The sequence below is a fragment of the Mesorhizobium sp. U510 genome (assembly GCF_059180695.1).
In genome coordinates, this window is record NZ_CP180532.1 from 4,480,292 (window position 1) to 4,500,774 (window position 20,483).

Annotated in this window: 18 protein-coding genes; 9 read left to right on the top strand and 9 right to left on the bottom strand. The window is 61.9% G+C overall.

The genetic code is table 11. The annotated features are described in order from the left end of the window. The first annotated feature begins 31 nt into the window (after positions 1-31). The 3 genes from ACLGL5_RS23540 to rimO all read left to right on the top strand — a co-directional run bounded on the left by ACLGL5_RS23540 (position 32) and on the right by rimO (position 2,789). Entirely contained in the window at positions 32-439 is a 408-nt protein-coding gene (locus tag ACLGL5_RS23540) for a DUF930 domain-containing protein (protein WP_019858077.1), read from the top strand. Positions 440-624: 185 nt separating this feature from the next. Continuing rightward, positions 625-1,311 carry a TerC family protein gene (locus tag ACLGL5_RS23545; RefSeq protein WP_019858078.1) on the top strand — a complete coding sequence of 229 codons (687 nt, stop codon included), beginning with the start codon at positions 625-627 and terminating at the stop codon, positions 1,309-1,311. A gap of 164 nt (positions 1,312-1,475) precedes the next feature. Further along, positions 1,476-2,789 carry a 30S ribosomal protein S12 methylthiotransferase RimO gene (rimO, locus tag ACLGL5_RS23550; protein WP_069092150.1) on the top strand — a complete coding sequence of 438 codons (1,314 nt, stop codon included), beginning with the start codon at positions 1,476-1,478 and terminating at the stop codon, positions 2,787-2,789. 76 nt (positions 2,790-2,865) lie between these two features. Here the strand turns inward: rimO and ACLGL5_RS23555 are convergent, their stop codons facing one another. The 8 genes from ACLGL5_RS23555 to ACLGL5_RS23590 form a co-directional block, all read right to left on the bottom strand. Further along, on the bottom strand, positions 2,866-3,933 hold the full coding sequence (locus ACLGL5_RS23555; RefSeq protein WP_494372771.1) for a BMP family ABC transporter substrate-binding protein: 1,068 nt from the start codon (positions 3,931-3,933) through the stop codon (positions 2,866-2,868). 51 nt (positions 3,934-3,984) lie between these two features. Continuing rightward, positions 3,985-4,905 carry an ABC transporter permease gene (locus ACLGL5_RS23560; RefSeq protein WP_038646757.1) on the bottom strand — a complete coding sequence of 307 codons (921 nt, stop codon included), beginning with the start codon at positions 4,903-4,905 and terminating at the stop codon, positions 3,985-3,987. Continuing rightward, complete coding sequence (locus ACLGL5_RS23565; RefSeq protein WP_020628867.1) at positions 4,905-6,035, bottom strand: ABC transporter permease; 1,131 nt, start codon at positions 6,033-6,035, stop codon at positions 4,905-4,907. Before ACLGL5_RS23565 ends, ACLGL5_RS23560 begins: the two co-directional genes overlap by 1 nt. Beyond that, entirely contained in the window at positions 6,032-7,609 is a 1,578-nt protein-coding gene (locus tag ACLGL5_RS23570) for an ABC transporter ATP-binding protein (protein WP_038646759.1), read from the bottom strand. The genes ACLGL5_RS23565 and ACLGL5_RS23570 overlap by 4 nt, the downstream gene beginning before the upstream one ends. Positions 7,610-7,742: 133 nt before the next feature. Continuing rightward, the gene (locus ACLGL5_RS23575; protein WP_069092152.1) at positions 7,743-8,720 is read right to left on the bottom strand and encodes a quinone oxidoreductase family protein; all 978 of its coding nucleotides are present in this window, start codon (positions 8,718-8,720) and stop codon (positions 7,743-7,745) included. A gap of 28 nt (positions 8,721-8,748) precedes the next feature. Next, the gene (gene pcsA / locus ACLGL5_RS23580; RefSeq protein ID WP_027046831.1) at positions 8,749-9,555 is read right to left on the bottom strand and encodes a phosphatidylcholine synthase; all 807 of its coding nucleotides are present in this window, start codon (positions 9,553-9,555) and stop codon (positions 8,749-8,751) included. Between the two features lie 23 nt (positions 9,556-9,578). Continuing rightward, a complete protein-coding gene (locus ACLGL5_RS23585; RefSeq protein ID WP_027046832.1) occupies positions 9,579-10,193 on the bottom strand; it encodes a DUF1326 domain-containing protein in 615 nt (204 codons plus the stop codon). A gap of 14 nt (positions 10,194-10,207) precedes the next feature. Then, a complete protein-coding gene (locus ACLGL5_RS23590) occupies positions 10,208-11,095 on the bottom strand; it encodes a DUF2182 domain-containing protein (RefSeq protein ID WP_064985707.1) in 888 nt (295 codons plus the stop codon). Positions 11,096-11,207: 112 nt separating this feature from the next. Between ACLGL5_RS23590 and ACLGL5_RS23595 the strand changes: the two genes are divergently transcribed. Continuing rightward, positions 11,208-12,422, top strand: coding sequence for a UbiH/UbiF family hydroxylase (locus ACLGL5_RS23595; protein WP_069092153.1), 1,215 nt, complete (start codon positions 11,208-11,210; stop codon positions 12,420-12,422). Positions 12,423-12,570: 148 nt separating this feature from the next. Further along, a complete protein-coding gene (hspQ, locus tag ACLGL5_RS23600) occupies positions 12,571-12,894 on the top strand; it encodes a heat shock protein HspQ (protein ID WP_019858091.1) in 324 nt (107 codons plus the stop codon). A 109-nt stretch (positions 12,895-13,003) separates the two neighbouring features. Here hspQ and ACLGL5_RS23605 read toward each other — a convergent pair whose 3' ends face one another. Beyond that, on the bottom strand, positions 13,004-13,633 hold the full coding sequence (locus tag ACLGL5_RS23605) for an invasion associated locus B family protein (RefSeq protein ID WP_027046833.1): 630 nt from the start codon (positions 13,631-13,633) through the stop codon (positions 13,004-13,006). 234 nt (positions 13,634-13,867) lie between these two features. Here ACLGL5_RS23605 and ACLGL5_RS23610 point away from each other — a divergent pair, with 234 nt between their 5' ends. The 4 genes from ACLGL5_RS23610 to mgtE all read left to right on the top strand — a co-directional run bounded on the left by ACLGL5_RS23610 (position 13,868) and on the right by mgtE (position 20,416). Continuing rightward, the gene (locus tag ACLGL5_RS23610) at positions 13,868-15,688 is read left to right on the top strand and encodes an extracellular solute-binding protein (protein ID WP_038646764.1); all 1,821 of its coding nucleotides are present in this window, start codon (positions 13,868-13,870) and stop codon (positions 15,686-15,688) included. 16 nt (positions 15,689-15,704) lie between these two features. Next, complete coding sequence (locus tag ACLGL5_RS23615) at positions 15,705-16,385, top strand: DsbA family oxidoreductase (protein ID WP_019858095.1); 681 nt, start codon at positions 15,705-15,707, stop codon at positions 16,383-16,385. A gap of 502 nt (positions 16,386-16,887) precedes the next feature. Further along, complete coding sequence (locus tag ACLGL5_RS23620) at positions 16,888-18,780, top strand: ABC transporter ATP-binding protein/permease (protein WP_038646766.1); 1,893 nt, start codon at positions 16,888-16,890, stop codon at positions 18,778-18,780. Between the two features lie 271 nt (positions 18,781-19,051). Beyond that, positions 19,052-20,416, top strand: coding sequence for a magnesium transporter (gene mgtE / locus ACLGL5_RS23625; protein ID WP_069092154.1), 1,365 nt, complete (start codon positions 19,052-19,054; stop codon positions 20,414-20,416). Positions 20,417-20,483: the final 67 nt, after the last annotated feature.

Genomic DNA, 20,483 nt, shown 5'->3' on the forward strand with positions numbered 1-20,483 from the left:
CGCCCCGCTTGGTTGATTTTTCAGACAAAACATGCTGCTAGTCCCGCCCATGAAGACACTCTGCATGATGGCCATTGCGTCCCTGACGCTGGCTTTCCCGGCCAGCGCTATGGACAATGCATTGCGTGCCGGGCTGATGAAACTTGATCCGCAAACACGCCTCGAACAGCGCTGCGATGCTGAAGTCCTGGACCGGATCACCCACGATGACCGCAAGTTCAAGGCCGACCGGGTCGTCGCCTACGCCTTCGCGACGCCCGAGATGAGCGCCGATGCGATCAGGAGTCCGGGTGCGGCGTTCCGCAGCAAGGGACAGTGGTACCGGCTGAAGTTCAAATGCCAGACCGGCCCCGACCATATGGAAGTCCTGCAGCTGCGCTACCGGATCGGCGACGAAATTCCGGAAGCCGACTGGGTGAAATACAATCTCTACGATTAGTTTTTCGCGGGCTTGCGTAGGCTTCGGCTCACGTGCCGGCAGCGGCTGAAAATCCCCTGTAATACCCCTGCCACGAAAGTGGTTTTCCAGTGTTGTCTGTCCCTGCGTCTTGACGCCAGCGGACCATGCCTTTAGGCCCGTCTGGACAATCGACAACGAACACTCGGCGAAGGGCTTCCTGGTCGATGGAAATATTTACCGCCGCAGGCGTTTCGGCTCTTCTTCAGGTCATTGCCATCGACCTTGCGCTCGCTGGCGACAATGCCATCGTCATCGGCCTCGCCGCGGCCGGCTTGCCGGCCGCCCAACGCAAGCGCGCCATTTTGGTCGGCATCGCGGCGGCCACCGTGCTTCGCATTTTCTTCGCCCTGATCACGCAATGGCTGCTGACCATCGGCCCGATGCTGTTGATCGCCGGCGGCCTGCTTCTGCTGTGGGTCTGCTGGAAGATGTGGCGCGAATTGCGCGTCAGCCACGATGAGGAGCGCGACGCGACCGAAGCGCTGTCGAATGGCGATTTCGACAAGGACGGCGTCATCGGCGGCAAGGTATCCGGCAAGACCTTCTCGCAGGCCGCCTGGCAGATCGTCATTGCCGACGTGTCGATGTCGCTCGACAATGTCCTGGCCGTGGCAGGTGCTGCCATGAACCATCCGACGGTGCTGATCATCGGACTGGCCCTGTCCATCGCCTTGATGGGCTTTGCCGCGTCGTTCGTCGCGCGCCTGCTGCACAAATACCGTTGGATTGCCTATATCGGTCTGGCAATCATCCTCTATGTCGCGGTCAAGATGCTGCTTGACGGGGCCGTGCAGCAATTCCCCGAGCACTTCGCTTTCCTGGCGCCTTGGTTCGGATCCGGAGGGCACTGAGCCACCCGATGGCGCGGACCAGCCCGTCGGCCGGTTTGCTTGATTGCGCAACCCATGCTATTGCGCCGCGCGTATTGGCTCCTGCCATGCGCCACAGACCGACATTTACAGCGATTTGAGGCCGGACCAGCGTTTCGGCCCGTGCCCCCATTGGAAACTTGCCTATGTCCGCCCCTCGCGTCAGTTTCGTCAGCCTTGGATGCCCGAAGGCGCTCGTGGATTCCGAGCGCATCATCACGCGCCTGCGCGCCGAAGGCTATGAGATCGCCCGCAAACATGACGGCGCCGATCTTGTCGTGGTCAACACCTGCGGTTTCCTCGATTCCGCCCGCGATGAGTCGCTCAACGCCATCGGCTCCGCGCTTTCGGAAAACGGCAGGGTCATCGTCACCGGCTGCCTCGGCGCCGAGCCGGAGGTGATCCGCGAAAAGCATCCCAATGTGCTGGCGATCACCGGGCCGCAGGCCTATGAGAGCGTCATGGCAGCCGTGCATGAGGCAGCCCCACCCTCGCACGATCCCTATATCGACCTGCTGCCGCCACAGGGCGTCAAGCTGACGCCGCGCCACTATGCCTACCTGAAGATTTCGGAAGGCTGCAACAACCGCTGCACCTTCTGCATCATCCCCGCACTGCGTGGCGATCTCGTTTCGCGCCCGGCGGCCGATGTGCTGCGCGAAGCCGAAAAGCTGGCCAAGGCCGGCGTCAAGGAACTCCTCGTCATCTCGCAGGACACCAGCGCCTACGGCATCGACATCAAGTATCAGACGTCGATGTTCGGCGACCGTGAAGTGCGCGCGAAATTCCTCGACCTCTCGGAGGAATTGGGCAAGCTCGGCATCTGGGTGCGCATGCACTATGTCTACCCCTACCCGCATGTCGCCGACGTCATCCCGCTGATGGACGAAGGAAAAATCCTTCCCTATCTGGATATCCCGTTCCAGCATGCCTCGCCGCAAGTGCTGAAAAACATGCGCCGGCCGGCACATGGCGAAAAGACGCTGGAGCGCATCCGCGGCTGGCGTGACGTGTGCCCGGATCTTGCCATCCGCTCGACCTTCATCGTCGGCTTCCCTGGCGAGACGGACGAGGATTTCGAGATGCTGCTCGACTGGCTGGACGAGGCCAAGATCGACCGTGCCGGCTGCTTCAAATACGAACCGGTCAAGGGCGCCCGCTCCAACGACCTCGGCCTCGAGCAGGTGCCGCAGGACGTCAAGGAGGCGCGCTGGCACCGCTTCATGCAGCGCCAGCAGAAGATTTCGGCGACGCAGCTGGCAAAAAAGGTCGGCAAGCGCCTGCCGGTGCTGATCGACGAAGCGAATGGCACATCGGCGAAAGGCCGCACCAAGTACGACGCGCCCGAGATCGACGGCTCGGTCCACATCCAGTCGCGCCGCCCGATGCGTGCCGGTGACATCGTCACCGTCAAGATCGAGCGCGCCGACGCCTACGACCTCTACGGTTCGGCCGTCTGAGCTTTCCATCGCTTTCTCCCGACAAATGAAAAGGGCGCCTCGCGGCGCCCTCTCCAAATCCGATCGATCGTGCCGCTTACTGCGGCAGCTTGTCGTCGACGCCCTTCACGTAGAAGTTCATGCCGAGCAGCGTGCCATCGTCGGCGACCTCGCCGTCCTTCAGCCACGCCGAGCCGTCCTGCTTGGCGATCGGTCCGGTGAAGGGATTCCAGCCGCCGGCGATCTTCTTCTCGGTCGCCTCGGCCATTGCCTTCACGTCGTCGGGCATGTTGGTGTAGGGCGCGAGCTTGACCGCACCGTCCTTGATGCCGAGCCACACATTGTCCGGCTTCCAGGTGCCGTCGATGGCTGCCTGCACGCGGCTGATGTAGTACGGACCCCATTCGTCGGTCAGCGAGGTCAGCTGCGCGTTCGGCGCGAACTTGATCATGTCGGACGACTGGCCGAAGCCATGCAGCTTGCGCTCTTCGGCGACCTGCAGGGCGGCGGTCGAATCGGTATGCTGGACGATGATGTCGGCACCTTGGTCGAACAGCGCCTTGGCGGCGTCGGCTTCCTTGCCCGGATCGAACCACGAATTGACCCAGACGATCTTGGCCTTGAAGTTCGGGTTGATCGACTGCGCGCCGAGCATGAAGGAGTTGATGCCCATCACCACTTCTGGAATCGGGAAGGAGACGATGTAGCCGGCAACGCCGGACTTCAATTCCTTGGCGGCGATCTGGCCGAGCACATAACGGCCTTCGTAGAAGCGTGCATTGTAGATGCCGAGATTGTCACCGGTCTTGTAGCCGGTGGCGTGCTCGAACATCACTTTCGGAAACTTCTTGGCGACCTTCACTTCGGCATCCATGAAGCCGAACGACGTGCCGAAGATCAGCTTGCAGCCTTCGCGCGCCAGGCGTTCGAAAGCGCGGTCGGCATCGGGACCTTCGGAGACGTTCTCCAGATAGGCGGTCTCGACCTTGTCGCCGAGCGCCTTCTCGACTTCGAGCCGGCCCTGGTCGTGCTGGTAGGAGTAGCCGAAATCGCCGATCGGGCCGGTATAGACCCAGCAGGCCTTCAACTTGTCGGCAGCCTCTGCGGACGCGGCCAGCGACAAAGCCGCTGTCGTCGTCATCAGGGCAATAAGCAGTTTTTTCATCGTGTTACCTCTCTGTGTTAAGCCTTGGAGCTTCCCGTCTTTTTGTTTTTGTCAACGATCCGGAACGAATGGCTGCCCCAGTGATGCCGGCGTGTTCATCATCGTCAGACGCTTGTTGCGCGAGATTAGAACGAGAACCACGACGGTTGCCAGATAGGGCAGAGAAGAAAGCATCTGCGAGGGCACCGGAATGCCAAAAGCCTGTGCATGAAGCTGGCCGATCCACACCGCGCCGAAGATGTAGGCACCGGCCAGCACCCGCCATGGCCGCCACGAGGCGAACACCACCAGCGCCAGCGCGATCCAGCCGCGGCCAGCGGTCATGTTCTCGACCCATTGCGGCGTGTAGACTAGCGACAGATGGCCGCCGGCCAGACCGGCGCAGGCGCCGCCGAAGATCACCGAGAGATAGCGGTAGCGGATGACCTTGATGCCGAGCGCATGTGCCGAGGCATGGCTGTCGCCGATCGAGCGCAGCGTGAGGCCGGTTCGCGTCTTGAACAGGAACCACATGACGGCGGCGGTCAGCACGATCGAGATGTAGAACACCGGATCCTGGCCGAACAGCAGCTTGCCGACAACCGGGATGGAGCTCAGGCCGGGAATGTCGAGATTGGGCAGCCTGACGCCGGGCTGGCCGACGAAGCTCGTGCCAATCATGCCGGAGAGGCCGAGCCCGAGCAGCGTCAGCGACAGGCCGGTCGCCACCTGGTTGGTGGCCAGCGACAGCGTCATGACGGCAAACAGCAGCGAGAACAGCGCTCCCATGGCGATCGCCGCCAAAAGGCCGATCCAGGGCGAGCCGGTCAGATAACCGGCCCCAAAGCCGCCGACCGCACCCATGATCATCATGCCCTCGACGCCGAGATTGAGCACGCCGGAGCGCTCGACCACCAGTTCGCCGATCGCCGCGATCAACAGCGGTGTCGCCGCCGTTGCGATGGTCAGGAGGATGTTGACGGTGATGTCCATCAGCGGGCTTCCTTCAACTTCGGTGCAGCGTCGAGCTTTGCCGCGCCTTCTTGTTTCGTCAGCGCCAGGCCGATCAGGCGGATGCGGTAGTGGATGAGCGTGTCGCAGCCGAGCACGAAGAACAAAAGCATGCCTTGGAACACCCGCGCCACCTTGTCGGAAATGCCGAGCGCGCTTTGCACCGCCTCGCCGCCGAGATAGGTCAGAGCCAGAACCAGGCCCGCGGCGATGATGCCGAGCGGATTGAGGCGGCCGAGGAACGCCACGATGATGGCGGTGAAGCCGTAGCCGGGAGAAATCACCGGCTGCAATTGCCCGATGGCGCCGGAGACTTCCGAAATACCGGCAAGGCCGGCCAGCGCGCCCGACAGCAGGAAGGCGAAGAACACCATGCGGCTGAGGCCGAAGCCGGCGAAGCGCCCTGCCCGTGGACTGGAACCCAGCACGCGCACCTCGAAGCCCTTGAGCATGCGCCCCATCAGGATCCAGATCAGCACCGCGGCAACCAGCGCGAAGACAAAGCCCCAATTGGCGCGTCCGGCGTCCGGCATCAGTTCCGGCAGCACGGCGGAGTCGCCGAACTGGATCGTCTGCGGGAAACCATGGCCCTGCGGATCGCGCCAGGGGCCGCGAACCAGCCAGTCGAGGAAGAGCTGGGCGACATAGACCAGCATCAGGCTGGTCAGGATCTCGTTGGTGTTGAAGCGGGTCTTCAGAAACGCGGGTATCGCCGCATAGGCCGCGCCGCCGACCATGCCGAGCAGAAGCATCAGCGGCAACACCAGCGGGCCTTCGAATTGCGGAAACAGCACCGGAATGGCCGAGCCGAAGATGGCGCCGAAAATAAACTGGCCCTCGGCTCCGATGTTCCAGATGTTGGCCTTGTAGCAGACCGACAGGCCGACCGCGATCAGGATCAGCGGTGCCGCCTTGATCGCCAGTTCATGCAGCTGCCAGACCTGGCTGATCGGCTCGATGAAGTAGATCCGAAACGCGGTCAGCGGATTGACGCCGAGCAGCGCGAACAGAATGGCGCCGGCGATGATCGTCAGCGCGAAGGCGATGAACGGCGACAGGGCCGAAAACAGCGCGGAGCGCTGCGGGCGTTTGACGAGTTCGAGGCGCATCATGCCGTCTCCAGCGTATGTTCGGCGTGGCCGGGCTCAGCGCCGCCCATCAGCAGGCCGACCTTCTCGAAGGTTGCTTCGGCGATCGGCATCGGCTTGGACAGTTCGCCATTGTGCATGACCGCGATCGCGTCCGAAATTTCGAACAGCTCGTCGAGATCCTGGCTGATCACCAGCACCGCCGATCCGCTCCGCGACAGTTCGATCAACGCCTGCCTTATGTGGGCTGCGGCGCCGGCGTCGACTCCCCAGGTCGGCTGGTTCACCACCATGACGCTGGGCCGGCGGTCGAGTTCGCGGCCGACGATGAATTTCTGCAGGTTTCCGCCCGAAAGTGCCGCAGCTTCGGGATCCGGCGCGCTCTTGCGCACGTCCATCGCCTCGATGATGCGTTGGGAGGCAGCGTAAATGGCGCCGCTCTTGACCATTCCCCCGGTGCCGACAAACGCCTTGCCGTCCGTGGCATGGCGCGACAGCAAAAGGTTTTCCGAAAGTTTCATGCGCGGCGCCGCACCATGGCCGAGGCGCTCTTCCGGCACGAAGGCGGCACCCAGCAACCGCCGTCCGGTTATGGTGAGCCCACCCGCATCCTTGCCGCGGATGCGCACCGAGGCGACGTCCTGCTGCAACACTTCGCCGGAAACGGATTCGAAGAACTCACCCTGGCCGTTGCCGGCGACACCGGCAATGCCGATCACCTCGCCGGCACGGACATTGAGGCTGATGTTCTTGAGCGGAATGGAGAACGGCGTTGCCGGCTTGCGGGTGAGACCGCGGACTTCAAGCAGCGGCTGCGCGGTCTCGATCCCCTCGACCGGTGCACGCACCACGGCCTGCACCTCGTTGCCGACCATCATGCGGGCGAGCGAGGAGGCTGTCTCCTCGCGCGGGTTGCAATGGCCCACCACCTTGCCGTGCCGCAACACGGTGGCGCGGTCGCAGATGCGTTTGACCTCTTCCAACCGGTGCGAAATGTAAAGGATCGATTTGCCTTCCGAGCGCAGCCGCTCCAGTGTCTCGAACAGCTTGTCGGCTTCCTGTGGCGTCAGCACCGAGGTAGGCTCGTCGAGGATGATGAGCTGCGGCGTCTGCAGCAGGCAGCGGATGATCTCGATGCGCTGGCGTTCGCCGACCGACAGGTCGCCGACCAGCGAGTCCGGATCGAGCGGCAGGCCGTAGCTGTAGGAAAGCGCCCTCGCCTTTGCGGCGATGCTGCTGATCGGCGAGCCGTCGTCCAGGGAAAGCGCGATGTTCTCGGCCGCGGTCAGCGCCTCGAACAGCGAAAAATGCTGGAACACCATGCCGATGCCGAGCTTCTTGGCGGCACCCGGGCTGGTGATCCGCACCGCTTGGCCGTTCCAGAAAATCTCGCCGGAATTGGGCTCCAGCGAGCCGAACAGCATCTTGACCAGCGTTGACTTGCCGGCACCGTTCTCGCCGAGCAGCGCGTGGATTTCACCTTTGGCGATGTTGAGATCGATATGATCGCACGCCGTCAGCGTGCCGAATATCTTGGTCAGGCCACGAACCTCGAGCAGGTTCGCCCCATCATGATTTGCACTCACAGTGCCTCCCATCTGGTTCACCAGATATGTTCTGTGTTCCCGCAAGCATGGTAGGCGCCGCTGGCTCTCAACGGAAAGCGGCACGCGTCTTGAAAGAGCTTCAAGAATTTCAGCGGAAATTCAAGGGATAGCAAGCCCGGCGGGACTAAGGGATGAGAATGGTCGTCCCTGTTGTCCTGCGCCCCTCGAGGTCGGCATGCGCCTTGCCCGCATCCTTCAGCGCATAGCGCTGGTTGATCTGGATCTTGACGGCGCCACTGAGCACCACGTCGAACAGCGCGGCAGCGGAGGCGTCGAGATCATCGCGCTTGGCGTTGTAGACGAACAGCGTCGGCCTTGTGGCGAACAGCGAGCCCTTCTGCGCCAGCAATGACATCGAGAAGGGCGGGATCGGTCCCGAGGACTGACCGAAGCTGACGAACATGCCGAGAGGCTTGAGGCAGTCGAGCGAGGCCGGGAATGTATCATTGCCGACCGAATCGTAGACGACATCGCATTTCTTGCCGCCGGTGATGGCCGCGACGCCGGCGACGAAATCCTGCTCCTTGTAGTTGATGACATGGTCGAAACCGTGCGCCTTGGCGAGTTCGATCTTGTCGGTCGAGCTTGCCGTGCCGATGACGGTTGCACCGAGATGTTTCGCCCATTGGCCGAGAATGAGCCCGACGCCGCCGGCAGCGGCATGGAACAGGATCGTGTCGCCCGCCTTCACCTTGAAGGTCCGGCGCAGGAGATATTCTGATGTCATGCCTTTCAGCATCATCGCGGCCGCCTGCTCGTCGCTGATGCCCTCGGGAATCTTGACCACGAGGCTTGCGGCGATAACGCGTTGCTCGGCATAGGCCCCGACATTCGTCGAATAGGCGATCCGTTCTCCTGGCTTCAGCCAGTCGACGCCCTCGCCGACCTCCTGCACCACGCCGGCGGCCTCGCTGCCCGGAATGAGCGGAAAACCTCCGGGCGGCGGATAAAGGCCAGAGCGATGATAGACGTCGATGAAGTTGAGGCCGATGGCCGTATGCCTGACCAGGATCTGTCCGGAACCCGGCCGGCCGGGACCGGCGTCCTCATAGGTCAGAACTTCCGGGCCGCCATGGGCGTGGATGCGGATCGCTTTGGACATGGATTGGGATTCCTGTGGGAGCGGCTAGTCAGGCCTTTTTGGCGCCGAGATTTGGAAAGAACTGCATGATGCCACCGATACAGGCCAGGTAAAGCCCGGTAATGGTGATGCCGATCTTGATGAAGGTGCTGACCTGTGCGCCCAACACACCGATCTGGTCATAGAAAGCGGCAAGCGCCGCCTGTGCGAGGGCAAGCGCGCCGAAGGCGCACCACAAAAGGGTCATTGTGAGATTGATGGGCCGCAGCCGCACGACCCGCACCGGATGAATGAAATTGATCGGGATGAAGGTCAGAATACCGGCCACCACCACCACCGCGAATGACACCCATTGTCCGGGCTCGATGACGAACAGCGTGAACACCACCATGTTCCAGACCACGGGGAAGCCCTTGAAGAAATTCTCCTTCGTCTTCATGCCGGTGTCGGCATAATAGATCGCGCTGGAGACAACGATGATCGCCGCCGACAGGAACGACAGACCCTCGCCCATGAAGCCGCGCTGGTAGAGCGCGAAGGCCGGGATCAGCACATAGGTCACGTAGTCGATGATGTTGTCGAGGAGCTCGCCCGACCAGGTCGGCAGGATTTCCTTGACCTCGAGCTTCCTGGCGATCGGCCCGTCGATGCCGTCGACGAACAGCGCCAGTCCAAGCCACCAGAACATTGCCGTCCAGCGTTCCTCACTCGCCGCCACCAGCGACAGGAAGGCAAGGAACGAGCCCGACGCCGTCAGCAGATGGACCGAGAACGCCCTCGCCTGCGGCCAGGTGACCTTCTTCTTCGGTCGCGGAATCCGATCCGTGATCTTCTTGGCGGCTCTCCGTGCCGCCATGTTCCTGGCCGATGTGTTCTTGCTCACGGGCCCCGCCAATCCAGCTTGCAGATTTCGGCCGATCGACCGGCAAAATTCCAGTTGCGGCCAAAGGCTCGCATCTTGCTCTTGTCGGATCTCGCCACGATGATCTCCGGTGCAATCCAGTATTCCGAATTGGTGATCACCGTATCCCTCTCGCGATCCTTGCCCGCGATTGGCGTGACTGCGCCATCGATGATCTTCGGTATCTGGAAGATACGCGTCTTGTCCCGTGTCTCATAGGTGATCGGCACCTGTTCCACACCCAGGAATTTTCCGACCAGGATCGACAGCAGCGATGTGGTTCCGCCGGCCTTGCCGGTGAAGATCTTCGTCAAGGCCTTGATCGCGTAGACCGAGGCGCGTTTGTCGATGAAGAGGCCGGCGGTCCAGTTGCCGCGGCTCATGTAACCGGGGATTTCCATGATCAGCCCGAGGTTGAGGCCGGACAGGTCGACCTCGCCGAAATGGCCGGCATCGATACGGAAACCCGCCCAGGTCTGGCAGTAGCCCTCGGTCGGAGGGTGACTGCCGAGCGACAGCACGCAAGGGCAAAAAACCGTGCAATTGCAGGAGAGTACGAGCTCTCCTTTCATTGCCCAGCCCTGATCTGTCATTGAATTTCCCCCACTCACAGCGAGACTACTAGCAGCGCGGCTGCCCAGACAAGCAGTATCGCACCGGCCAGCCGGGTTGGAAGACGGCCCGTGGTCTGTTTTTCAATCAGGGTGAACACGCCGATCAGCGCCATCCAGAAGATGTTCATCACGCCGACTGCGAACATCACCAGCATCAGCGCCCAGCAGCATCCGAGGCACCAGATGCCTTGCGCCGCACCAAGCCGGAAGACGCGGACGGGTTTGGCGCTCCAGTTCGAAAACAGGATCGAGAACGGGTTGCGGCATTTCTTCAGGCAGGCCTCCTTGAGGCCGCTGAACTGGTAGAGGCCTGCAACCAGCAGTGCGAGCGCCCCGGCAAGGCCAAGCAGCGGATCGTAGATTTCGCCGGACACGGCGAATGCATGCACGCAGAGCGTCAGCGCCGCAAACAGCATCGAGGCGGCGAGCCAGACACCGAGATAGCCGGCAACCAGCACCAGCGGATGGACGACCGGCTCGCCCTTGAGCCGGGCCGTATCGGCGATCTCGCAATAGGTGCGGATCATCGGCGCCGCCGACGGCAGCATCGCGGCGATCGCCATCAGGAACCACATCAGGATCAACGCCAGGGCACGCGGGACGATGCTTGCATCCAGCGGCGCCGGCGACAGGCAGAGCGCGAAGAACCGCTCCAGGAAATCGGGCAGCGGCAGCTGCGGCAGGCCGCGCAGAAGTGTGTCGCCGGGCGCACTGCCCCAGGCCTCGGCGCCGCGAATCGCCATCGTTGCCAGCGACGACCATGCAAGCAGAATGCTGGCGCCGACGACGATATTGACCGTCAAACGTGGGTGGCGCGCAATATCAGCCGTGGCGCGGCCGGCGCGGTCGAGATGGCTGAAATCGTCCTGGGGGCCAGTCATGACACCCGAATGAGCCGAATCGCCGCGTTGATCAAGCCGCATGAACTGACCTATATGCTTCTCGACTGGCAGGTCTGATGACCCGCCTCGCATCGCAAGCCGGAAACCGATCTTGGAGCATCAGGAAACAGCGCGAATACTGATTGCCGGAACCGGTCCGGCAGGGCTGATCGCGGCGCTGGCTTTCGCCGATGCCGGCTTCCCGGTGACGCTGGTCGGGCCTGAGGCGTCGGCCCCCGATGGCCGCACCACGGCCTTGATGAACCCTGCCCTGAAAGTGCTTGAGCGGCTCGATGTCCTCGGAGCCATCAGGCCCAAGGCCGCTCCCTTGAAAGTCATGCGCATCGTCGACGCGACCAGCCGGCTGATCCGCAGCCCCGTCGTCACCTTCCGCGCCAGCGAGATCGACGAGGAGCAGTTCGGGCTAAACCTGCCCAACAGCGTCCTTGGCCCGGCGCTTGGCGACAAGGTGGCCGCGCATTCCGGGATCGAATGGCGCAGGTCGATGGTGAAGACCTGGCACCTCGATGTCGATCGGGCTCATGCCGTTCTCGCCGACGGCAGCGAGATTGGCGCTTCACTGGCGGTCGCCGCCGATGGTCGCCAGTCGCCTGCGCGCGAGGCGGCGGGCATTTCGACCGGTTCGCACGCCTATCCGCAGGCCGCACTCGTGCTTAATTTTGGCCATAGCCGTGAGCACGCCTCCACCTCGACCGAGTTCCACACCGAAACCGGTCCGTTCACTCAGGTTCCGTTGCCCGGTAATCGCTCAAGTCTCGTCTGGGTGGTGAAGCCCGAGAACGCCAAAGAGCTTGCCGCCCTGGATGATGCAACGCTCTCGTTGCGGGTCGAGCAGCAGATGCAGTCGATGCTGGGTCGGGTGACGGTGGAGCCGGGCCGCCAGATCTATCCGCTTTCGACCGTGACGCCCCTGCGTTTCGCACGAGACAGGGTGGCGCTTGTCGGCGAAGCCGCGCATGTGTTCCCGCCGATCGGTGCACAAGGCCTCAACCTTGGCATCAGGGATATTGACGATCTGGTTGGAATTGCAAAAGAAAATAGCGGAGATCCAGGCGCGGCCAAGGCCCTTGCCGCCTACGATTTCAAGCGCCGGCCCGACATTCTGGCGCGCAGCAGCGCGGTCAACCTGCTCAACATGTCGCTGCTTTCCGACATGCTGCCCGCGCAGATGGCACGCGGCGCCGGTCTCGGCGTGCTCGGCGGCTTTGCACCGCTGCGCGCCTTCTTCATGCGCGAAGGGCTTCGCCCCGGCAGTGGTTTTGCAGCACTCGCGGGCGGCCTGCGAAAACCCATGCGGCAGCAGTAGCGATTTTGCGGATTTTATCGCGACATCGCGACATCAATCAAAACCTTTGCGTCGCATTCTGCGTAGCTTGAAGGCGCTCGAACGCTTCGGGATTGAATTGACTCGGAGTCTGCGCCAAATAAAGTCAAGGAATTCAGTGGTGAGTACGATGAAAACGGCCAAATTCGCGATCGGACAGGTGGTTCGCCACCGGCTGTTTCCGTTTCGAGGCATCATTTTCGACGTCGACCCCCAATTCGCCAACACCGACGAATGGTACGAAGCCATCCCCGCCGACGTGCGGCCGCGCAAGGATCAGCCATTCTACCATCTGCTCGCCGAGAATTCGGAAACCGAATACATCGCCTATGTGTCGGAGCAGAATCTCCTCGAGGATCGGTCGGGCGAGCCGGTCCGCCACCCGCAGATCAAGGAAATGTTCGACAAGAGGCCGGACGGGCGTTACGAGCCGAAACGCCAGTCCAGGCACTGACCTTGCGGCATTCTGTTCGTCGGTCAGGAAATCCGGGCCAAGGCCAGACACGAAAAAAGCGGGGCATGACCCCGCTTTTTCTTTGACTCGAGAATGGCCGAGCCGGTGATCAGTTGGCGGTCTTGGCCTTGTCCTGCTCATCCTTGAGCTTCTTGGCGAAGTCCTGGTTGTTCTTGGCGACGAAGTCCTGGAGCTTCTTCTGCCGGTCCTCGATGTCCGACTGCTGCAGCGGCGGACCGTCATAGGCGCCGCTGAAGCCCTGGAGCGCGATCTTGATCGGGTTGGCCTGGTTCTGGAAATTGATCGAGGTCAGCGTGATCCCCTGACCCTTCTTGAACGAGGCGACGAGCTGGTCGGTCAGCGGCACTTCGGCCACGCAACGATCCGGGAAGCAGATGACATAGTCGAGCTTTACGGCCTTGCCGGTGTCGATCTGCAGGCCGATGCCGGGAGGTACCAGGCGGCCGGTCGGGACCGTCACCTGAAACACCTTGCGGTTCACCTTGCCCTTGAGCTCGATCAGGCTCACACCCGTGACGAGCTGGCCGTTGCCGGCCGTGACGATGTTCTGGACGTTGCAGATATCGACGTCTTCCTGCTTGGTGCAGGCCTTGAACCAGCCCTGTGGAATCTGTTGCTGCTGCTGTGCGGAAGCAGAGGGAAGTCCTGCGCCCAGAAAGCCGACCACGCCCGCGGCCATGACCGAAAGGCGGTACGCATTGCTGTTCAGGCTCGTCATGTCGTGCACTTCCTCTCAAATGATCCCGGAACCGGCTTCTCTATGCCGTGTGGTCCAGCTACCTGTTGCCGAAATGAGGCAACAGAATGACTTCGGACGGCGTGTTACACTGCAAGCGGTGCCGAATCCAGCCCCGCCCACTTGTAATTCTTGATGACACGATTGGCCGGCAGGGACCTGCCTCATGCTAGGGTGCGCACCGAATCATCAAGCCGACCTGTTAAGGAGACGGTCATGGGCCGCGTTCTTGTTTGGCTGATCACCGCGATATCGCTTTTCACCCTTTCGCTGCGGCCGGCCATGTCGGAACCGAAGCATGCCATCGCCATGCAGGGCGAGCCGGCACTGCCGCCCGACTACACCCATTTCGACTACGTCAATCCCGATGCGCCGAAGGGTGGCAACATCACCTATTGTGTTGTCGGCAGCTTCGACAACCTCAACCCTTTCATCCTGAAAAGCCTGCGCACGACGGCGCGCGGCATGATGGATCTGACCTACGGCAACCTCGTTTTCGAACCGCTGATGCAGCGCAACTACGACGAGGCCTTCAGTCTCTATGGACTGCTCGCTGACAGCGCGGACATGGATCCCGAGCGCAAGTCGATCGAGTTCCATCTCAATCCCAATGCAAAGTGGTCGGACGGCGAGCCGGTGACGCCGGAGGATGTGCTGTTCACCTACGACGTCTTCACCGACAAGGGTCGCCCGCCCTACAACGCACGCATGAGCCTGATCGCCAAGCTTGAAAAGACCGGTGATCACAGCGTGCGCTTCACCTTCAATGACAAGGCCAATCGCGAAACGCCCATGATCATTGCGCTGACGCCGATCCTGCCGAAACATGCCTTTGACAAGGAGACTTTCGACAAGACAACGCTGAAGCCGCTGATTGGCAGTGGCCCTTACACCATTGCCCAGGTGGCGCCGGGCCAGCGCATCGTGTTCAAGCGCAACCTCGATTATTGGGGCAAGGATGTCCCGGCCAAGCGCGGCTTCGACAATTACGACCAGATCACCATCGAATATTTCCTCAACGCCAACGCCAAGCTCGAGGCTTTCAAGAAAGGCCTCTGCGCCATCGACGACGACGGCGATCCGGTCAAACGGGAGCGCGATCTGGACTTCCCGGCGTTCCATAGGGGGGACGTGGTTTCTGAAACCTTCGACACCGGCATTCCGCCCGTGGTGACCGGTTTCCTGTTCAACACAAGGCTGCCGAAGTTCTCCAATCCGGTGGTTCGGCGCGCGCTCGGCATGCTTTACGACTTCGAATGGGCGAACAAGAACCTGTTCGGCGGCAAATACACCCGCACGATGAGCTACTGGCAGAACTCGGAACTTTCCGCGCTCGGCCATCCGGCCGACGACAGGGAAAAGGCCTTGCTCGCCCCCTACCCCGGCCGTGTGCCGCCCGATGTCATGGACGGCACCTGGAAACCGCCCGTGACCGACGGTTCAGGTCAGGACCGCAAGGTGTTGAAGACAGCCTTCGATCTCCTGAAAAGCATCGGTTACCACGTCCAGGACGGTACGATGCTCGATCCCGACGGCAAACCTTTCGCATTCGAGATCCTGACTGCTTCGCAAGACGAAGAGCGCCTGGCCGGTATCTATCAGCGCACACTGGAGAAGATCGGCATCAACGTCAGCATCCGTAGCCTCGACGGCGACCAGATCCAGTCACGCAAGCAGCGCTTCGATTTCGAGGCTCTGATCGGGTCGAGCGGCTTCAACAATTCACTGTCGCCAGGCTTCGAACAGCTCGGGCGCTGGAGCTCCGAGGCGGCCAAGGCCGAAGGCTCGTTCAATCTCGCCGGCGTTGCCGATCCGGCAGTCGATGCGGCGATCGACGCGATGCTGCGCGCCCGCTCGAAGGAGGATTATGTCGCCGCCGTCCGCGTTCTCGACCGGCTGCTGATCTCGGGCAATTACATGGTGCCGATGCAGTATAACACGCAGCAGTGGCTTGCTTACTGGAATTATCTGGAACATCCGAAGAAGACGCCCATATTCGGTTATCAGCTGCCGACATGGTGGCGCAAACCGAACTGAAAATCCGGAGATCGAGATGAGCGAAGCGAACGCCATAACCGTCGATGTGGTGTCGGATGTCGTCTGCCCATGGTGTTTCATCGGTCAGAAGCGGCTGGACAAGGCGGTTGCCGCGGCCGGCGACGTCGATGTGCATATACGCTGGCGGCCGTTCCAGCTCGATCCGACCATTCCGCCGCAAGGCAAGGACCGCCGGGAGTATATGCGGGCCAAGTTCGGCAGCGATGAGCGCATTCGCGAGATTCATGCCCGCATCGAGCCGCTTGGCGAGGCAGAGGGCATTTCCTTTGCCTTCGATGCCATCAAGGTGGCGCCGAACACGCTCGATGCGCACCGCCTGATCCGTTGGGCGGGTGCTGCCGGTGAAGCCGTGCAGAACAGGCTGGTCCGTCGCCTGTTCCAGTTGAATTTCGAGGAAGGTGTCAACATCGGCGACCATGCCGTGTTGGTCGAAGCCGCCCGCGAGGCCGGCATGGATGCGTCGGTGGTCGCCACGCTCTTGCCGACCGACGCCGATGTCGAGGCGGTGCGCACGGAGATCGCCACGGCGTCGCGCATGGGCATATCGGGCGTGCCGTGCTTCCTGCTTGAAGGCAAATATGCCGTGATGGGCGCCCAGGACGTCGACACGCTGGCCGATGCCATCCGCCAGGTGGCGGCGGCGAAGGCAAGCGGCGAATTGGACAAGGTCGGCTGAGGCCGGTCATTCCTTCACCGGCGACAAGACCGTTTCAGGTCACTTCTCGGCTCCCGGAAAGGCCGATCGCGGCAGGAATCAGAGGTCAAAGGACGGCCGGTTTTCGGGAATTTGGTCAGCCCCAACAAAAAATCGGCTCGCCGGACAAGCCAAAAAGAGTCACGAAATCGTGTGGACGCCTTCCCTAAGGGAAGGTTGTGGCTCACCGCGTCGTAGCCAAGTAACCATCTGACATTGTTATGTTAAATCGCCTTCCTGCCGGCTTGCGCGAAGCACTTGGAAAGCCTGCTCTGTTGCCTTCCCGACACGGCCGGATCTTCAAATCTCGCTGACCTCCTATAAAAATTAATGGAAAATGATCAATTGGTGTTACCATCCGTAACAAAACAAAAAAGGTTTGGGCGGGATCGTGATTCGGATCGGCAGACGATCGCAGGAGTCAGTACCGGATAGACTACACCGCGGCGCCGCAGGGCGGTCGCATTTGACGCCGGTATCCTCGATGCGCAGTTTCTGGGGGCTGATGAAGGCCTACTGGTTCTCCGAGCGCTGGAAGGAAGCCTGGACGCTCACCATCGTCATCGCTCTGCTGACGGCGCTTTCCAGCAAGGCCGGCGTCTGGTTTGCCCTGGCATTGGGCGAGTTGGGCAATTCGATTGCATTCTTCCACGATGCAGCCAATACCAGCCCACTGCAGGCAATTCTGACCAATGCCGGCATATTGGTTCTGCTGGTCGTGCTCAAGGATGCCGGCTTCACCGGCGTGCGTGGTCTTGTCTCGGCAACCCTGCACCGAAAGTGGCGTGGCTGGCTGAATAGCCAGTTCAACGAGGCTCTGCTCGACGGCAATCATACCCACTTCCATGCTCAGCATGGTTCGGCGGCCGGCGATATCGTCGCACCCGACAACATCGACCAGCGCATCCAGGAATCGATCAAGGACATGACGGGCGGGGCGATCGGTCTCGCCATGGGCGTTCTGGGTGTCGCTACCTCGCTCTATTTTATCGGCGAAAATCTGATCGGATCCTCGGTTGAGGTCAAAGGACTGGAGTTCCTCGGCAGTTATGGCAGCGCAGTGCTGGCCTTCCTCGCCGTCGCCATTTACGTGCCGCTGAACACGTGGATTGCGGTCAAGCTTGGCCGTTTGCTCGAGCGGCTCAATATCCGCATGCAGCAGGCCGAGGGCAGCTACCGCAGTGAACTGACGACGTTCCTGCGCCGCAGCTTCCATGTCGCCGCCTCGCATGGCGAAGATGTGCAAAAGTCGATGCACGACAAGCTCTACGTCGATATCGACAAGACCTGGGGCAAGCTCAATGTCGTCAACAATAGCTACACGTCGTTCGAGCTGATCTACAACTTCCTCGGCGCTCGGATCGTCGCCTATGGTCCCGGTCTGGTGTCGTTCATACACAATCGCTTGGACTACAAGGGCTACATCACCGGCTCCGAAATGGTCGCCCAGCTGATCAGCCAGTGCTCGTGGTTCATCCATGTCATGCCCGCCATCGCCACGCTGCGCGCCAACAGCCAGCGTGTCACGGAACTGGCAAACGCGATCGAGAGCGTCCAGCATCCGCAGGCGTTCTACAGCCAGACCGGCCAGTCCGACTTCCACTATGCCAGCCAGAACCCGGTGTTCGGTCTGACCATCCAGAAGCTCGAACTGGCGCATCAGGGCGAGGACGCGACACCGTTCCTCAGCGCCGCCAATTTGCGCTTCCGGCGCGGCGAGTGGACATTCCTGAAGGGCGAATCCGGTTGCGGCAAGACATCGCTGGTCAAGGCGATCAACGGCCTCTGGCCCTACGGCCGCGGCACCATCGTCTTCCCCGATGGGGTGAAGAGTTTTTATGCCGCCCAGGAGATCAAGCTCCAGCAGGTGTCGCTGAAACAGCTGGTCTGCCTGCCGGGCTCCGAGCACGACCACGGCGATGCGCAGGTCGCGTCCGCGCTGCACAAGGCCGGCCTTGGCGACTTCATCGAGCATATGGCCAATGAAAGCCGTGAAGGCAAAAGCTGGGATCAGGTCCTGTCGGGCGGCCAGAAGCAGAAGCTGGTGGTGGCCCGCATCATCCTGCAGCAGCCGGGGCTGCTGTTCCTCGACGAGGCGACCGGCGCCCTTGACCCGGAAGGCAAGATTGCCTTCCATCAGGCGATCAAGGACAACTGCCCCGATGTCACGGTGATCAGCGTCATGCACGAAGCGGTGGCGCCACGATCGGCTGCCGGCACCGAGTTCTATCATTCGATCGTGTTGATCGCCGACGGCGTCGCCACCAAGAAGCCGCTGGTTCCGACCCTGCCGGTCGAACTCACCACGATTCTGACCCAGCCACGTCCGGTCGAGGACAAATGGCTGCGTTTTTCACGTCGGCTGAAGCAGAAATAACGTTGGTTTCACGGCGACTTGCCGGGCACCGCGGCAGTCGGCGATCACAGTATCGCGATCGGAGCCATCAGGCGCCGTTTTCCTCACTCACCGCGATTGACTCGGCAAGGCGCGCTCCTATGTTGCGCCGGCTTGCTGATAGTCAAACGCGAACCCGCAAGCGGAAAGGTCACCGCGCCATGCCTGGCGACAGTATTAGTCGAACGCAACCGCCGTCCGCCTAGACGTGACCTGAATGGTTCATGTCCTGCCGGACGGCAAGGAGTGAACCATGAACGATTTTTCCCCCGTAGCGGACGACGAGGCCGTCGCCATCGCCCGCATCCTTGCAAACGACCATGTCGCCGACGTGGTCGAGGCGCTCAACCACGAATCGCGCGAAACCGCGACTGATCTGCTTTGCGCGGTACCCTTCGAGCGCCTGGTCGAGATCTTCGACCAGCCCGAACTCGACGGTGCGCCCGAACTCGCGGAAGCCCTGCCCCGTGCCAAGGCAAGCAAGCTGCTCACCGCCATGTCGGTCGACCGTGCGGCCGACATACTGCGCGAGCTCGATGAGCCGGCACGTTCCGAACTGCTCGGCGCACTGGCGCCGCCACTGCGCGCCACCCTGTTGTCCATTCTGGGCTATCCCGAAGGCAGCGCCGCATCGATCATGACGACGGAGTTCGTCAGCGTTCCCTCTGACTGGACCGTCGGGCGCACGCTGGACTACATCCGCAAGGTCGAGCGGACGCGCGAAACCGTCTACGCGATCTACATCGTCGATCCGCAAACGCACCTCCTGGTGCGGTCGACCGGCCTGCGCCGACTCATCACCGGTGAGCCGGACGACCCGATCCTGTCGGTCGCGCCGGACCGTGTGCCGGTGACGGTCACCCCGCTGACCGATCGTGAAACCCTGGCGCAGACGATCTCCAAATACGATCTGCTCGCCTTGCCTGTCGTCGACCACGGCAAGATTCTCGGCATCGTCACCATCGACGACATCATCGACACGATGATCGAGGAAACGACGGAGGATGTGCATCGCTTCGGCGGCATGGAAGCGCTCGACGAGCCCTACATGAAGATGAGCTTCCTCTCCATGATCAAGAAGCGGGGCGGCTGGCTGTGCGCGCTGTTCATCAGCGAGATGCTGACCGCCAACGCCATGCAGAGCTACGAGGGTGAGTTAGAGAAGGCGATCGTGCTCACCCTCTTCATCCCGCTGATCATGAGTTCCGGCGGCAATTCCGGCTCGCAGGCAACCTCGTTGGTCATCCGCGCGCTGGCGCTGCGCGAGATCGGCCTTCGTGACTGGTGGCGGGTGGCGTTGCGCGAGCTACCCACCGGTCTCGTGCTGGGCGCCATGCTTGGCGTGGTTGGCATCTGCCGCATCGCTCTCTGGCAATATATGGGCTTCTACGACTACGGCCCGCATTGGTCGCTGATTGCCGCGACGGTTGGCGCGGCACTGGTCGGCATCGTCACCTTCGGCTCTTTGTCGGGCTCGATGCTGCCCTTCGCGCTGAAACGGGTCGGTTTCGACCCCGCCAGCGCATCGGCGCCGTTTGTCGCCACGCTGGTCGATGTCACCGGGCTGGTGATCTATTTCTCGGTGGCACTGGTGATCCTGCGCGGCACGTTGCTGTAGCCGCATTGCTGTCTCCGCCGCTGGCCATGGCCGGCGGCGGCTTCCGCCTTTCAGGCTTGCCTGCCGT

What these genes read in the sequence shown, in the direction of transcription:
- ACLGL5_RS23540 (WP_019858077.1), top strand. Translation starts at nt 32, where the DNA reads ATGCTGCTAGTCCCGCCCATGAAGACACTCTGCATGATGGCCATTGCG.
- ACLGL5_RS23545 (WP_019858078.1), top strand. Translation starts at nt 625, where the DNA reads ATGGAAATATTTACCGCCGCAGGCGTTTCGGCTCTTCTTCAGGTCATT.
- rimO (WP_069092150.1), top strand. Translation starts at nt 1,476, where the DNA reads ATGTCCGCCCCTCGCGTCAGTTTCGTCAGCCTTGGATGCCCGAAGGCG.
- ACLGL5_RS23555 (WP_494372771.1), bottom strand. Translation starts at nt 3,933, where the DNA reads ATGAAAAAACTGCTTATTGCCCTGATGACGACGACAGCGGCTTTGTCG.
- ACLGL5_RS23560 (WP_038646757.1), bottom strand. Translation starts at nt 4,905, where the DNA reads ATGGACATCACCGTCAACATCCTCCTGACCATCGCAACGGCGGCGACA.
- ACLGL5_RS23565 (WP_020628867.1), bottom strand. Translation starts at nt 6,035, where the DNA reads ATGATGCGCCTCGAACTCGTCAAACGCCCGCAGCGCTCCGCGCTGTTT.
- ACLGL5_RS23570 (WP_038646759.1), bottom strand. Translation starts at nt 7,609, where the DNA reads ATGGGAGGCACTGTGAGTGCAAATCATGATGGGGCGAACCTGCTCGAG.
- ACLGL5_RS23575 (WP_069092152.1), bottom strand. Translation starts at nt 8,720, where the DNA reads ATGTCCAAAGCGATCCGCATCCACGCCCATGGCGGCCCGGAAGTTCTG.
- pcsA (WP_027046831.1), bottom strand. Translation starts at nt 9,555, where the DNA reads ATGGCGGCACGGAGAGCCGCCAAGAAGATCACGGATCGGATTCCGCGA.
- ACLGL5_RS23585 (WP_027046832.1), bottom strand. Translation starts at nt 10,193, where the DNA reads ATGACAGATCAGGGCTGGGCAATGAAAGGAGAGCTCGTACTCTCCTGC.
- ACLGL5_RS23590 (WP_064985707.1), bottom strand. Translation starts at nt 11,095, where the DNA reads ATGACTGGCCCCCAGGACGATTTCAGCCATCTCGACCGCGCCGGCCGC.
- hspQ (WP_019858091.1), top strand. Translation starts at nt 12,571, where the DNA reads ATGAAAACGGCCAAATTCGCGATCGGACAGGTGGTTCGCCACCGGCTG.
- ACLGL5_RS23605 (WP_027046833.1), bottom strand. Translation starts at nt 13,633, where the DNA reads ATGACGAGCCTGAACAGCAATGCGTACCGCCTTTCGGTCATGGCCGCG.
- ACLGL5_RS23610 (WP_038646764.1), top strand. Translation starts at nt 13,868, where the DNA reads ATGGGCCGCGTTCTTGTTTGGCTGATCACCGCGATATCGCTTTTCACC.
- ACLGL5_RS23615 (WP_019858095.1), top strand. Translation starts at nt 15,705, where the DNA reads ATGAGCGAAGCGAACGCCATAACCGTCGATGTGGTGTCGGATGTCGTC.
- ACLGL5_RS23620 (WP_038646766.1), top strand. Translation starts at nt 16,888, where the DNA reads ATGCGCAGTTTCTGGGGGCTGATGAAGGCCTACTGGTTCTCCGAGCGC.
- mgtE (WP_069092154.1), top strand. Translation starts at nt 19,052, where the DNA reads ATGAACGATTTTTCCCCCGTAGCGGACGACGAGGCCGTCGCCATCGCC.